Raw genomic sequence first — 14,138 nt, forward strand, 5'->3', positions numbered from 1 at the left:
AATGAAGTGGGGGTGAAGAATTTGTTTCAAGAAGAAAGACTAATTAAAATTATGAGTATTTTAGCTGCTAAAAAAAGAATTAGTATTGAAGAAATTTGCGAAACTTTTAATGTATCAAGAGATACAGCCAGACGTGATCTTGTAAAACTAGACGAACAAGGTCAAATTGTTAGGACACGTGGTGGTGCACTACAACCAACACAGCATTTACTAAACACTTATGAAGATCGAAAAAACACACAAGCTATGTCAAAGCATAAAATTGGGCTGGCAGCAGTCAATCTCATCCGAGACGAGGAACAGATTCTTCTTGACTCTTCTACCACTGTCCAAAGTATGGTTGAGTATTGGAAAAGTGTTCATAACAGAGTGGTCACAAACTCAGTTGATATTGCAAGCTTAATGGTTGGCAAACACCACTGTGAGGTACATTTACTTGGTGGTATTATCCATCCAACTCAACGGTTTATATATGGCGCAAAAACATTAGAAAGCCTAAATCAATTACATTTCCAGAAGCTCTTTTTGGGAGCGTGTGGTGTTACAAAGGACGGTTTATCGAATCCATACGAAGAAGAATCAACACTTATTAAAAATATGATTAATAGAGCTGAGCAGGTTATTGTTTTGGCGGATTCCACTAAATTTCATCAACAGTTATTTCACCATGTTTGTTCGTTAGAAAGTATAGATATGATTATTACTGATCAGGAACCAGATCAGTCTTTCCAAGAATTATTGGTTCAATTGGATATCCAAATCATCGTAACAATAGGAGATGAAATAGATGATTAAGTTAATTGTTAGCGATTTAGATGGTACACTCCTTGATGAAAATATAAAAGTTCGAGAGCGTGATATTAAATCTATACATAAGGCACAGGAGATGGGAATAAACTTTTGCTTAGCTACAGGTCGTAAGGATTTAGATATCATTGAAGTTTCTAAGATGATTGACCGTACCTTTCATCGCATTAGCCAAAATGGAGCATTTATTGTGCTAGACGACCAAACAGATTTTCATAGCACTTTTTTTGAGTCATCAATAGCCCAAAAAATTTATAGTCATGTGGTTGATAAAGAAGTGCTAACTCTTGTATCAACAAGAGATACTGAAATCATCGATCGTAACAATGAGATTGTTGAAAGAATACAAAAGGTCCTTTTTTCACCTCTCATAATCAATCCCAATTTATACAACGATATCGGAGTAACTATTCACCCCTCAAAGATTATTGTAACAGGCAAAGACGAGGTAATTGAAGAACTTCAAACAGAATTGCTACAAGCCTATCCCAACGAAATCGATGCCTTTATTTCTGCTAAGTACACACTAGATATCATGCCTAAAAATATTAGTAAAGGAAATGCCGTGAAGAAACTCGCGGAACGTATTGGGATTTCCCTAGAGGAAATTGCTTGTATCGGTGATTCCTTTAATGATGTATCGATGCTACAGGTTGCCAAATATGGATTTGCTATGAGTAAGGCAAAGCAAGGTGTAAAAGAATGTGCAGATTATGTAGTGGAGAGTGTTGGGGAAGCAATAGAAATCATTTTAGAGATAAATTCCTCAGAAACCACATAAGTAAAGTAAGTAATTATAAGTAAAAATGTTTTATACTAAAATTCAATTAAAGTCCTAAAAATGATATTAATATAATAACGACTCTATTTCAGAATGTTTTAATTTTCAGGGTCTAAAATATAAACATCCTTGGATCAATCGATCCAAGGATGTTTATGGCTATTTAATTTTATATGTTTTAAGATACGACTTAATCTATCCCTGTGCTATAAAAGCTTAACTGCTTTAATAAACCTCTCCACTTCTTCAAGTGTATTATACGGTGCTAATCCTGCACGGATCCAACTACCACTCTGAATAATTCCGAGTTTCTCTGCCAGTGTGGTAGCATAAAAGTGCCCATCTGCAATAAAAATTCCATGCTCCTCTGCCATTCGCTGACACACCTCAAGTGGTGTATAGCCCTCGATTGTAAAAGCAATTGTTGGAGTTTTCGCTACCCCTGGCGCTGCCTGGTAGAGCGTTACTTTTGGTATAGATGCTAGACCTTCTCTTAGTCTAGCAGCCAGTTCATTTTCGTACATGTCTATGTTCATTAACCCTGACTGCAGCTTCTCTTTTCTTGTAGCCCCTATACCCAAACTAGCCATAAACTCGATTGCTGGTTTGATTCCCGCTATTCCCTCATGGTTTTGAGTACCCGTTTCTAATTTATCGGGAATATAGCTTGGTGCAGGATTAAGTTTAAATGGCTCAATCCGTTCAAACAGCTCTTCTTTAATTGCTGCAATTCCAACATGTGGTCCAAAGAACTTATATGCTGAACATAAAAGTATATCAATCCCCAGAGAGTCACGATCAATTAATACGTGCGGAGCAGCGTGAACAGCATCAACTGCTACTAGCGCCCCTACTCCCTTTGCCACTTTAGAGATTGAAGCAATATCATTAATCGTACCTACGGCGTTTGAAGCAAGACCAACAGCAACTAAACGGGTATTTTCATTAATGACTTCCTGAAGGTTATCAAGATTAAGTGTTAATGAATCTTTATTAACTGAAATCCATCTAACCTTTATTCCACGATCTTCAGCCATAGTAATCCATGGATCAACATTGGCTCGGTGGTCCATTTCAGTTACGACAATTTCGTCCCCAGGTCCCCATTGTTTTCCTAATGCTCTTGCAATCGCTAGTGCAAGAGTCGTCATATTGGCACCAAAGGCAACCTCATTCTCCTTTACCCCTAAGAAATCTCCAATCGCTAATTTAGCTTCTGATATCATTTCCTCTGTTTCACGGCTTGTGGGAAAGGCTCCGTGCAGATTGGCACCTCCATTTTCCATGTATTTTGTTACTCCCTCAATGGAAGCTCTAACAACCTGCGTGCCACCTGGACCATCAAAATAAGTAACAGGTTGACCTTTATAAGTTCGATTAAGGGCTGGAAATTGACTACGTACTTTAGCAATTGGAAAGGTACTTATACTTTGGTTCATGGTGTTAGCTCCTAACATTACAATTTATTTTGATGTCTCTAATGAATGTTGGTTCATAGCGATGGGAAATCCTGAAAGCATATAAGCCATGTGAACAACACCTTCCTCAAAATCAACGAGACGAATAGATTCGTTTGGAGCATGTGCCTTAGATTCTACCCAGCCTACCCCCGTACTTACGACAGGTACTTGTAACTGATTTCCAAATTCATACATAGGCCCAGTTCCAGCAGAATTTGGTGCTAGCACAGCTTCCTTTTCATAAACCGCACTTGCTGTTTCTAAGACGTGTGCAACAAACGGATGGTTATAATCTGAACGATATGCTTTTTGGCCGTTAATTAACACTACATTGATATCATCAAACCCATGTGCCTTCAAATGAGCTTGAACACTTTCAAAAATATGTTGAGGATCTTGGCCAGGCACAAGTCGGCAATCAAGCTTAACTTTTGCATTCTTTGGTAAAACTGTTTTAGCACCTTCACCTGTATAACCACTTTCGATTCCACAAATTGTCATGGTCGGTTGAAATACCATTGCTTCTCTCGGATCCACACCCTTTGCTTCCGTGATAAGTGGTCGTTTTAAGCCATAGAGATTTCTAACTGCCTCTTCATTGAAAGGGAGGTTAGCAACGACTTCCTTCTCTAACTCTGTTGGTTCATCAATGTCATCATAAAAACCTTTAACTAAAATATCATTTTTTTCATTTCTCATTGTAGCTAAAGCTTGAACTAATCTCCAAGCTGCATTATCAACATAAGCACCTACTGATGAGTGCATATCAATATCTGCTCCCGCACAAGTTAACTCCATATAGGCCATTCCCTTGATTCCAGCGACCATGTTTACTCGCTCTTCCTCATCCTTTCCACCAAACTCCCATATACAAGCATCAGCCTTAAATAAATCTTTATACTTTACCAAATACGGCGCAAGATTAGGACTTCCAATCTCCTCTTCGCCCTCAACCATAAACTTGATATTACAAGGCAAGCCGTCTAGCTGTTTCAGGACCTTTATAGCTGTTAATCTAGCAATCAAGTCACCCTTATTGTCTGAAACTCCTCTAGCAAATAGCTTTCCATCTAAAATAGTTGGCTCAAACGGCTCACTATTCCATTCATTTAATGGCTCTGGCGGTTGTACATCATAATGGTTATAAAACAGTAACGTTTTTGTTGAATCACCTTTGCTACCAGCCGGGAAGAATCCATACACAACAGGATTACCTCCTAACTCGTCAAGTACCTTTGCTTCACCCCCGGCTTGTTCAAATAACTCAACGACAAATTGAACCGTTTCAGGAATTGCTTTATTTTGAGCAGAGATTGTCGGTAACCTTAAATAATTTTTTAATGTTTCAATCGATTCTGATACCACATCTTTAGTAAGACCTCTTAAGGATTCAACTAATTGTTCACTCATTACACTCACTCCTTCATTAAGATATGTTATATAATTCGGTATACGAAAGAAATATTCCTTTCTTACTTATATCATTTTTCAGATAATTTAGAAATATTTTTTTAAACAAAATGATAAAATAAGCTGAATGTGATAAAATTTCAATAATCTACTAATATGGAGGTACATATATGGAAGTCTTTGATTTTTTTCTCCCAACAAAAATAAAGTTAGGGACAGGATTATTTTCAAAAGCTGGTCAATTTGTAAAGGAAACAGTTACTGGAAATAAAATCTTACTTGTAACTGATCCAGGAATTGAGCAACTCGGAATCGTGGATACCCTCCTATCATCACTTGAAAATGAGGACTTTCAAACCAAAGTATTTAATGGAGTTAGACCTAATCCTAAAGATACCGACTGCATGAACGGTGCTGAAGTGGCAAGACAATTTGAAGCGGATGTAATTCTAGCAATTGGTGGTGGCTCTGTTATTGATTCAGCAAAGGCAATTGCTATTTTGCAGGTTTTAGGGGGAAAACCACAAGACTATGCTGGTCGAAACAAGGTACCAACAGGTGTTACACCACTTGTTGTGATCCCAACTACAGCTGGTACTGGAGCCGAGGTGACTCGTTCTTCTGTTATAACCGATACTACTCAAAAAACGAAGTTCACGATTAAAGATGTACATATAGCACCGGTACTTGCTATTGTGGATCCTGAATTAACTTACAAGCTTCCCAAATCGTTGACTGCATCAACAGGAATGGATGCTCTTGTCCATGCAATTGAGGCATTTACATGTAAGCTTTCTAATCCAATTGCAGATGGTCTTGCTCTACAAGCTATGAAACATATCTATCCTCATCTAAGAACGGCCGTTCACGAAGGTACAAACAAAGAAGCAAGATATCAAGTTATGATAGGTTCTACCATTGCAGGTATGGCTTTTTCTCATGCAGATGTAGCATCGGTACATTGTATGGCTGAAGCGATTGGAGGGTTATATGATACTCCTCATGGAGTTGCAAATTCCATGTTTCTACCCTATATTGTTGAATTTAATGCAGAGGCTGACATTACCAAACATGCTATGATTGCGAGAACGATTGGTATTTCTTCAGAGAAGGATACGGACGAGGAAGCAACAGCGAAATTAGTAATTGAAATGAAGCAATTAGCACAGGACCTTTCAATCCCGACTTTCAGTAGTTTACCTGAGGTGAAAGAGGAAGATTTTGAGTATTTAGCACAGTCTTCATTCCTAAATGGCTCTACTCCAAGTAATGCAAGAGAGATTACAACAGAAGATTATTTGGAGCTATTTAAAAAAGCCTATAAAAATGAGTAAAAGCGGGATTCCCCGCTTTTTTTGTTATCCTTGAACCGGAACTGACTCTTCGCTAAAAAATTGCTTTCGTGACGGTAAATGCACGATATAGGCTAAAAGAAGACCACTACTTAATACAAGTATAGAAGAAATAATAATACTGTATCTCAACGGAATCAATTCCCCAGTAAACCCTATTAATAAAATAAAGATGATCTGAAACACACTAACAATCACACCATAAACACTAGAGATTCGCCCCATCATTTCAACAGGGACATTATTTTGGTAGAAAGTCGTAAAACCAGTGTTTGAAAAGGCATTAAAGAACCCAAGAATGATAAATCCGAATGCAACTGATAAAAACGAAAAGGACAAGGCATAAATGACATAACCTAAGGCCACAAGCAAGAAACCAGAACTGATTAATAGTTGAATAGACATTCGTTTTGCTAGAATAGAAACCGCAAATGCGCCTAAGATAGAACCAACCCCAGTAATACTAATGAGTAAACCAAACTGTGTTTCTGATAAACCCAGAACCTTTTGTGTAAAAACAACCTCTTGTGCATCCATTCCAAGCGTGACTAACATGAAAAATTGAGCAAGGAAATATACAAAAATGACATATGTATGTTGGCGACTAAACTGAATGACGTAACCCCAGTCATTGAAGAGATCTTTTATCGTAATATTCTTTCGAGAATGTGCTTCTTTATCTATATTCGGAAGAAACAAAAGTACAACCGCTGAGATCATAAACGAAAGTGCATTCAACCATATAGCAATCTCAATGGAAGTTGTTATGATTAACACCCCTGCGATTGCCGGGCCAATCAAAAATGCACCGGAAGTGAAAATACTTCTAAATGAATTAAACTGTTTACGATGTTCCTTTGGAATAACACTAGTAATATAGGTCATAGAGGTTGGCTCAAAAAAAGATTTTGCGATTGATAGGAAAAACAAACACATATACAATAACCACAAGGATGAAATAAAAGGTAAAAATATAATAATAGCTGCTCTAATTAAGTCTGTAACAATCATTAAAGAACGTTTGTTCATTCGATCTATGAAACTACCAGACCAGAACTTTGTAAGAATACCTGCTAGCGGGCTCATAATCCATAAGCCGGCAACTGCAGCCGGGGAACCTGTTAAACGTAAAACTAGAATATTTATAGCTACCAAATAAATAAAATCTCCTAGTGTTGAAATGCCTACTCCAGCTAGAAGAAGATTACTTGTTTTCTTTGTATGTAAGGTACCTTTTTCAATCATATACATATACACATCCTTAAAAAGCGAGGATGTCATACATCCTCGCCATTTTCGTTAAAGATATTTTTGAAGGAAACTAACCATTAAACTATAAACTTTCAATGCATTCTCTGTTTTAGAGAAGCCATGACCTTCATCTTCTAGTACTAAATACTCAACATCTTGCCCTCGTTCTTTCATCGCTTCAACAATTACATCTGATTCCACCTTTACTACTCTCGGGTCATTAGATCCCTGGATTACAAGCATTGGCTTCGTCATTTGATCAATGTAAGTCATCGGTGAATCTTCAATCAACTTTTCGCGATCTTCTACAGGATCTCCAATTAACTCACGATCTGCTGCCTTCCAATGCTCAGGGGCTGTTTCAATTGTTGTAAATAAATTACTAGGTCCAAAAATATCTACGAACGCTTTGAAGAGATCAGCATGTCGACCATGAAGAAGTAATGTCATATACCCTCCATAGCTGCCACCAATGCAGAACCATTGATCAGCACTTGACTTACCTTGTTGATTCAACCATTCCATACCCGCGACGATATCAAGACGAGGTCCACCACCCCAGTCCTTATTTACGAGTTTTACAAAGGTTTCACCGTACCCAGTGCTGCCCCGGAAATTAGGTGAGAAGACTCGGAAACCTTGTGTAGTAAGGTATTGGAACAATGGACTAAATGTTTTTCGAACTGCCCATTGCGGCCCTCCATGTGGCCATAAAATTGTGTGACCATTGTCAATCTCTTTTGGTGGAGCAAAGTATAGTGACTCAATTTCCATTCCGTCAAAGCTTGGATATGTTAATACTTCTGGTTCTGCAAGTTCCTCTTGCCTAACCCCAATAATTTGATGCTCAGTAAGCTGTTCCCATTGAGTAAGATCATAACTGCGGAATAGATTGGCTGGTTTGGTTGTTGAGCGGCCTAATGCAAATATAGTCCCTTTCTTCCCAATAACAAGTTTATCAACCATATCAAATGGTTTTGCTACTACCTGTTGAGTTGAATTCGATAAATCATATGAATACAAATGATCCTCAACACCACGCTGTGCAACAAAGTAAACCTTATTCTTCGTACGATCTAGGGTAAGCTTAGATAATTCATGGCCTTCTAATTCAAAAAGCTTTTTAAAAGTACGAGTACTAATCTCAAAGCTTGCTATATAAGAAAATTCACTTCCGTAGTTTGTCAGTACTAACAAAGTATCTTCATCTATGTATTCTACCTCTCTCACACGATGAGGAGTTTCTTGAGAAGGCGTAATCGCAATAGACTCGTTATTAGAAAATACAAAGCCAAACGAACTTGTATTTCCGACTTCCTTTGAATAAGCAAACGAAGATTCATTGGGGCTTACTGCATATAAATAACTTGGTCCACCCTCTCCTTGGATAAGGATTTCATTTTCGCCATTTTCTAAATTTAGTCGGCGAATGGATAAGAAATTCGGATTATCAACACTTGTTACGTAATAAAGAGTGTTTCCGTCTTTAGAGAGATCACCATAATAAAACTTTTCACCATCTGCGTGTAAAAGTGGTGCTGCCTCCCCACCAGAAGGTTGTAATGCGTAAATGTGATAGTTTTCATCACCATCATGATCATAACCCGTTAAAAGAAGATTCTTTTTTGAGTTATATTTTACAAAAGAATTCATTTGATTAGCCGTTGTTAGCTGATAAGGATACCGTTTTTCTAGATTCATTGCCCATACATTATAGTACCCATTTAAATTAGTAGAATAGATTAACTCTTCTTCTGAGCTATGTACATCGAAATCAACTATATTAATTGTTCGAAAAAAGCTTTCAATACCTGTTTTGGGAAATGTAATCATAAGTTGGTCTCCTTTTTATTCTATTTCTCTTACTATTTTACCAATTACAACCTCTGATTTGAAGGAATATATGTTGCTATTTAAAGTTATCTTTGAAAATGGATCAGACTGTTTAAGTCTGATCCTCAAGTGATCTATTGTAGAAAGATGCCACCATAAACTAGTGCTCCTACTATTACATAGGCAGGATGCACTTTCCACTTTTCCAATAAGAGAAAACCTACCACAATTAAAATAATTGTTTGCATCAGACCAGCATCTACGTATGATGTAGAGAAAAAGCTATAAGTCATCACACCTAGCAAAACAGCAATGGTAGGACGTACATAGTTTGTCATTCTTTTTACCTTAGGTGAATCTTTAAACTTGTAGAGAATACTAAGTAATATAATCATTAAAATTAGAGAAGGTGCAACAGTAGCGAATACCCCTACAATTGCTCCAGGAATTCCACCTTGTTGATAACCAATATAACCAGCCATCTTCGTAGCAATGGGGCCAGGCAGCGCATTTCCTAAAGCGAGTACTTCACTAAATTCAGACACCGTCATCCATTCATAACGATCAACTACTTCATTTTCAACAAGTGGAATGGATGCAGGTCCTCCACCATAGCCAACTATTCCTGGGATAAAGAAAGCTAAAAATATATGCCATAGGATCATAAACCAACACCTCTTTCAACCGGCTGCTGAACATCAGGAGCCTTATCCTTCTTCAATAATGCATAAGCTAATAAACTACCAATTAATAGTGCTGGGTGTACATTTAATAATTCTATTAATACAATACTTGCAACTACGATAATCAAGGCATACATCCAACCGAGGGTATCCTTTGATTTCTTAAAGAAATCCCAAGTTAAACTAGCTAACATTACACCAACAATCGGGACAACCGCCTTAGACATCCCACTTACCCAAGGAAGATCCTTATAGGTTGCTAGGAATGTTAATAAGATAATCATTAAAACTATTGTTGGAACAATGGTTGCTAGAACGGCGTTAATCATACCGAGTACTCCAGCAACACGATACCCAATATAACCAGCCATCTTCGTAGCTATAGGTCCAGGCAACGTATTCCCTAAAGCCAATACATCTGCGAATTCATCATCATTCATCCATTTATATTTATCAACTACCTCTTTATGAACAAGTGGAATGGATGCAGGTCCTCCACCATAGCCGAGCATTCCGACTCGAAAAAATGCTAAAAACAGCTGAATATGTTTCAAATTTATCAGTCCCTTTTCTAATTATTCACTGATACATTCTTACACCTTTTAAAAACCAACTTAGTAGTTTAAAAGGTTGTATGTATGTATTTTGAATCACATAATATTAATCTTAACAAAAAAACACATAATTTCATATGGAAAGTTTATTTATCGTTTTAACTAACAAACGAAAGATATGATACAATTTATACGTACAAACGAAACTCATTCCTATGGATATTGATATAAAGAAACGTCTACTATAACCTCAAAAGTGGTGAATAATGATGAAGTTAGATGAAATTGACCGTAGAATTCTCCAATTACTTACCGAGAATGCAAGAATGTCATATGTGGATATTGGTAAGGAGTTAAATCTGTCTAGAGTATCGATTAGAGAGAGAGTCAATCAGCTAATTGAAGGTGGAGTTATTGAAAAGTTCTCAGCTGTCATTAACTCTGAGAAAATGGGAAAAAGTGTTTCTGCTTTTTTCGAAGTTGATTGCGAACCTAGTTTTTTAGTTGAGGTTGCACAGACGCTTGTAGATAACCCAGCGGTGGCAAGCTGCTACCAAATGACTGGTCCTAGTACCCTTCATATGCATGTGTTAGTGGAGGATTTCTCTAGACTTGAACACTTTATTAATAAAGAATTGTATAGCCTACAAGGGATCACAAGGGTAGAAAGTCATATTCTTTTAAGGCGTTTTAAAAGTCGAACAGGTTTAAAATTATAACAAATTCTCTACTTAGGGAAAAAAATAAACAGGACTAACGTATAATTAGTCCTGTTTATTTTTTTCCACTATCGCGTGTCTAACTCCCTAAATTAAGAGCAGAAAGTTTCTCTCTAACTTGCTCTTCTGTTAAAGCATGTTCTGCTACATATCGATTTCTTGGATGTACTTGACATTCATGTGTACATCCTCGTAAATATTTATGTTCACTCTCTTCCGAGCAAATTATTTTTTTGTTACATTCAGGATTTCCGCAGTTAACATAGCGTTCACAAGGCTCTCCTGTAAAGTGATCTCTTCCAACAATTATATGTTCAGTTTGATTAATTGGGACACTGATCCGCTCATCAAACACATAGCATTGTCCATCCCATAGCTTGCCTTGAACTTCAGAATCTTTTCCATAAGTTACAATTCCGCCATGTAACTGTGCTACATCCTCAAATCCCTCTTTTAATAACCAACCTGAAAACTTTTCGCACCTTATGCCTCCAGTACAATAAGTAACAATTTTCTTACCTTCAAGCATCTCTCTATTTTGATCAATCCAATCGGGAAGGTCACGAAAGTTTCTTATCTCTGGTTTTACTGCACCCCTAAAATGTCCTAAATCGTATTCATAATCATTTCTTGCATCTAATACGAGAGTATCAGGGTCTTGTATTGCCTCATAAAATTGTGTTGGGTTTAAATACTTACCAGTCTTTTTAGTTGGATCTATATCATCATTTAAGCGAAGTGTAACGAGCTCGTCACGTGCCCTAACATGCATCTTTTTAAAAGCATGCGAATCCGCTAGATCCACCTTAAACACTATATCTGTAAAGCGCGGGTCTTCTTTCATTGCCTTCATGTATAGATCAGTTTGTTCAATCGTTCCTGATACTGTACCGTTTATACCTTCACTTGCTACTAGAATTCTTCCTTTAAGGCCTAGCTCATTACAGAAGCTTAAGTGTTCATCAGCAAATTCCTCAGGATTTTCAATTGGGACGTACATATAATAAAGCAATACTCTATAATTATTGACCATTTTTACCACCTTTTATGATTACATATAATCTTGTTTAATTAATCTATTATAACCTTATGTGTTCGTATTTATAGGAATATTAGACAGTAAAAGTTGTTGCTATAAATAGCTAGTCTTTGGAACCAAATACTTAATAATGATAAAAGAATATAGACAGGCTAATAATTATTCTGAGATTTCATCAAGTGTTTTCTCAAAACTTGGTGCAAAGTGGCTAAGAAAATACTCTACTTCAGGCATGTCTAATTCTGATATTTTTTCTTCTATTTGAGTTTTAGCTACTGTGAATTCTCGGTTTCCTGCCGTTAGTTCAGTCAAACACTTGAGGTATGCATCTAATAAGTCTGCTGCTTTAATAAACCTTGATAATTCTACCTCTTGTTTTTCGTCAATTACGCTTTTGTATACATGCTTTAATGCTTCCGGGGCTTGATTTACCAATCTTTCAGCAGCTAATTTTTCAATATCTCTAAAATTCTTTAGGATATCTCGGTTGTGGTGCTTAACTGGAGTCGGTATATCACCAGTAAATACTTCGGTAACATCGTGAAATAGAGATAAAGTAACTGCTCTTTCTGTATTAATATTTTTATGAAAAACCTCATTTGCGATCGAGCATAGAGAATGAGTTATAAGAGAAACATTAAAGGAATGTTCAGCAACGTTTTCTTTCATAATATTTCTCATCAGACTCCATCTGTCAATGTACCTTAATCGATATAAATTTGCTAATAAATGACTTTCCATATTACACTTCCTTTAAAAAGAAACACTTGATAAAGTGTATAACAACTACTTAAAAAAAGGCAAGCAACTACTTCTATAGCTCGAATTAGAAATTTGCGCGAAGATACTCCATTGCTATACCTTTTTGGTTTTTAAGTAATAATGCCCAAAGGTCAATGCGGAAGTCAGCAAAAGAACAGTTAAGCCACCATAAATATTAAAATAAGTTACTTTTGCAGTGAATCCGTTTTGCAAAGTTAAAGCTATACCTGTAAGTGTAACACCAAATGCCCCGCCAAAAAATTGAATGAGCTGAATCATCCCCATTCCAGCTCCAATTTCTTCATAGGATAAAATTCGTGTAACCTCGTTTGAAATGCTCGATGTAAGTGCAGAAAACCCTATACTTGTAAACATGTAGATGAAAAGTATTGAATATGGTGAAGCAGCTGTTAACCATGCGAACAAGATGGTTGAAATCAATAAGCATACTTGCCCGAAGAAGATGACTGGCGCATTACCAAAGTGATCAATAAAACGGCCTATAAACTGAGCAGCGATTGCTGAAAGGATTGCTCCTGGAAAAATGATTAGACCTACCTCAGCGGGATTTCGACTAAAAATCTCTGTTAATATAATCGGCATTAAGAACAAAATTGCAAAATGAGTAACAAAAGCGATAAATCCAATAAATAATAGCTTACTAAATTGCCTGTTTTTAAATAATGAAGGTTGAACAAATGGCACTTCTACAGTGTTTATACGCCACCACATAAGAACTAGAATAGAGATACACCCAAATAAAATAGGAAGTGAAAATGTAGTTAAAAAAAGCAATAAGGCTGTTACACCTAAACCAGTAAGTAGTCCTCCAAGTGTATCAAATTTAACAGGTTTTACTGGTTCATTGGGCAAAAGTTTAAGAAATATGGGTATTAACAGAATAACAATTCCTGTGACCGCAAATAAATAATTCCAGCCTAGATATTGAGTAATTGCTCCTCCAAGTACTGGGCCTAAGCCAAATCCAAGTGAAGCGGCTGAGGCAATATAAGCCATTGCTTTTCCTCTTCTTGAAACTGGTATATATCTACCTGCTAACACCATAGCTAACCCTGGTACAGCTCCTGCTCCAGCGGCTTGTAAAACACGTGCTAACAAAAGTATAAAAAAATGTTGCGAGAAAAAACCGATTATTGAAGCAGCTCCTAAAACAGATAAACCAATGATTAATAATTTGGAGATTGGAATAAAGTCTGATAATCGACTATATGTCAGTGTGGAGATAGCAAAAACAATGGAATAACCCGATACAATCCATGAGGCCGTTGATGAAGTTAAGGTAAGGTCTGCTAGTACGGATGGTAGGGCAACATTAAACATGGTCGTATTCATTACAACCAACCAGACTGTAAAACTCCATAACAGAATAACCTTGTTTTCTTGTAACACTTCGGATTGATCATGACCCGGAGCGGAAATGGATATCGATGACATTTAAAACCCACCTATTAAGATAAAATAATTTC

Annotated in this window: 13 protein-coding genes; 4 read left to right on the plus strand and 9 right to left on the minus strand. The window is 36.8% G+C overall.

Going from position 1 to position 14,138, the window contains the following annotated elements:
• The first annotated feature begins 21 nt into the window (after window positions 1–21).
• Both G4D63_RS13120 and G4D63_RS13125 read left to right on the plus strand, forming a co-directional pair.
• A complete protein-coding gene (locus tag G4D63_RS13120; RefSeq protein WP_163180108.1) occupies window positions 22–795 on the plus strand; it encodes a DeoR/GlpR family DNA-binding transcription regulator in 774 nt (257 codons plus the stop codon).
• Window positions 788–1,588 (plus strand): HAD family hydrolase, encoded by an 801-nt coding sequence (locus G4D63_RS13125; RefSeq protein WP_163180109.1) that lies wholly within the window; start codon window positions 788–790, stop codon window positions 1,586–1,588. Before G4D63_RS13120 ends, G4D63_RS13125 begins: the two co-directional genes overlap by 8 nt.
• A gap of 206 nt (window positions 1,589–1,794) precedes the next feature.
• Here G4D63_RS13125 and G4D63_RS13130 read toward each other — a convergent pair whose 3' ends face one another.
• Both G4D63_RS13130 and G4D63_RS13135 read right to left on the minus strand, forming a co-directional pair.
• Window positions 1,795–3,027, minus strand: a complete 1,233-nt coding sequence (locus G4D63_RS13130; RefSeq protein WP_163180110.1) for a cysteine desulfurase-like protein — start codon at window positions 3,025–3,027, stop codon at window positions 1,795–1,797.
• A gap of 24 nt (window positions 3,028–3,051) precedes the next feature.
• Complete coding sequence (locus tag G4D63_RS13135; protein ID WP_163180111.1) at window positions 3,052–4,458, minus strand: M20/M25/M40 family metallo-hydrolase; 1,407 nt, start codon at window positions 4,456–4,458, stop codon at window positions 3,052–3,054.
• A 170-nt stretch (window positions 4,459–4,628) separates the two neighbouring features.
• Between G4D63_RS13135 and G4D63_RS13140 the strand changes: the two genes are divergently transcribed.
• Entirely contained in the window at window positions 4,629–5,792 is a 1,164-nt protein-coding gene (locus G4D63_RS13140; RefSeq protein ID WP_163180112.1) for an iron-containing alcohol dehydrogenase, read from the plus strand.
• 24 nt (window positions 5,793–5,816) lie between these two features.
• Here G4D63_RS13140 and G4D63_RS13145 read toward each other — a convergent pair whose 3' ends face one another.
• The 4 genes from G4D63_RS13145 to G4D63_RS13160 all read right to left on the minus strand — a co-directional run bounded on the left by G4D63_RS13145 (window position 5,817) and on the right by G4D63_RS13160 (window position 10,131).
• The gene (locus G4D63_RS13145) at window positions 5,817–7,061 is read right to left on the minus strand and encodes an MFS transporter (RefSeq protein WP_239585965.1); all 1,245 of its coding nucleotides are present in this window, start codon (window positions 7,059–7,061) and stop codon (window positions 5,817–5,819) included.
• A 48-nt stretch (window positions 7,062–7,109) separates the two neighbouring features.
• Window positions 7,110–8,894: a S9 family peptidase gene (locus G4D63_RS13150; RefSeq protein ID WP_163180113.1), complete on the minus strand. Its 1,785-nt coding sequence runs from the start codon at window positions 8,892–8,894 to the stop codon at window positions 7,110–7,112.
• A 134-nt stretch (window positions 8,895–9,028) separates the two neighbouring features.
• Window positions 9,029–9,559, minus strand: coding sequence for a chromate transporter (locus G4D63_RS13155; protein ID WP_163180114.1), 531 nt, complete (start codon window positions 9,557–9,559; stop codon window positions 9,029–9,031).
• Window positions 9,556–10,131 carry a chromate transporter gene (locus tag G4D63_RS13160; RefSeq protein WP_163180115.1) on the minus strand — a complete coding sequence of 192 codons (576 nt, stop codon included), beginning with the start codon at window positions 10,129–10,131 and terminating at the stop codon, window positions 9,556–9,558. Before G4D63_RS13160 ends, G4D63_RS13155 begins: the two co-directional genes overlap by 4 nt.
• 269 nt (window positions 10,132–10,400) lie before the next feature.
• Here G4D63_RS13160 and G4D63_RS13165 point away from each other — a divergent pair, with 269 nt between their 5' ends.
• Complete coding sequence (locus tag G4D63_RS13165) at window positions 10,401–10,850, plus strand: Lrp/AsnC family transcriptional regulator (protein ID WP_163180292.1); 450 nt, start codon at window positions 10,401–10,403, stop codon at window positions 10,848–10,850.
• A 79-nt stretch (window positions 10,851–10,929) separates the two neighbouring features.
• Here the strand turns inward: G4D63_RS13165 and trhO are convergent, their stop codons facing one another.
• From trhO to G4D63_RS13180, 3 genes are all read right to left on the minus strand, one after another.
• Window positions 10,930–11,883, minus strand: coding sequence for an oxygen-dependent tRNA uridine(34) hydroxylase TrhO (gene trhO / locus G4D63_RS13170; RefSeq protein WP_163180116.1), 954 nt, complete (start codon window positions 11,881–11,883; stop codon window positions 10,930–10,932).
• A gap of 165 nt (window positions 11,884–12,048) precedes the next feature.
• Window positions 12,049–12,630, minus strand: a complete 582-nt coding sequence (yfbR, locus tag G4D63_RS13175) for a 5'-deoxynucleotidase (RefSeq protein WP_163180117.1) — start codon at window positions 12,628–12,630, stop codon at window positions 12,049–12,051.
• A 114-nt stretch (window positions 12,631–12,744) separates the two neighbouring features.
• On the minus strand, window positions 12,745–14,106 hold the full coding sequence (locus G4D63_RS13180; protein ID WP_163180118.1) for an MFS transporter: 1,362 nt from the start codon (window positions 14,104–14,106) through the stop codon (window positions 12,745–12,747).
• Between the last annotated feature and the right edge of the window lie 32 nt (window positions 14,107–14,138).

The organism is Bacillus mesophilus (assembly GCF_011008845.1).
GTDB lineage: Bacteria > Bacillota > Bacilli > Bacillales > SA4 > Bacillus_BS > Bacillus_BS mesophilus.

Excerpts from the sequence above, each read along its gene's own strand:
- G4D63_RS13130 (WP_163180110.1), bottom strand. The coding sequence starts at position 3,027 with ATGAACCAAAGTATAAGTACCTTTCCAATTGCTAAAGTACGTAGTCAA.
- G4D63_RS13135 (WP_163180111.1), bottom strand. The coding sequence starts at position 4,458 with ATGAGTGAACAATTAGTTGAATCCTTAAGAGGTCTTACTAAAGATGTG.
- G4D63_RS13150 (WP_163180113.1), bottom strand. The coding sequence starts at position 8,894 with ATGATTACATTTCCCAAAACAGGTATTGAAAGCTTTTTTCGAACAATT.
- G4D63_RS13155 (WP_163180114.1), bottom strand. The coding sequence starts at position 9,559 with ATGATCCTATGGCATATATTTTTAGCTTTCTTTATCCCAGGAATAGTT.
- G4D63_RS13145 (WP_239585965.1), bottom strand. The coding sequence starts at position 7,061 with ATGTATATGATTGAAAAAGGTACCTTACATACAAAGAAAACAAGTAAT.
- G4D63_RS13165 (WP_163180292.1), top strand. The coding sequence starts at position 10,401 with ATGAAGTTAGATGAAATTGACCGTAGAATTCTCCAATTACTTACCGAG.
- G4D63_RS13180 (WP_163180118.1), bottom strand. The coding sequence starts at position 14,106 with ATGTCATCGATATCCATTTCCGCTCCGGGTCATGATCAATCCGAAGTG.
- G4D63_RS13140 (WP_163180112.1), top strand. The coding sequence starts at position 4,629 with ATGGAAGTCTTTGATTTTTTTCTCCCAACAAAAATAAAGTTAGGGACA.
- yfbR (WP_163180117.1), bottom strand. The coding sequence starts at position 12,630 with ATGGAAAGTCATTTATTAGCAAATTTATATCGATTAAGGTACATTGAC.
- trhO (WP_163180116.1), bottom strand. The coding sequence starts at position 11,883 with ATGGTCAATAATTATAGAGTATTGCTTTATTATATGTACGTCCCAATT.
- G4D63_RS13125 (WP_163180109.1), top strand. The coding sequence starts at position 788 with ATGATTAAGTTAATTGTTAGCGATTTAGATGGTACACTCCTTGATGAA.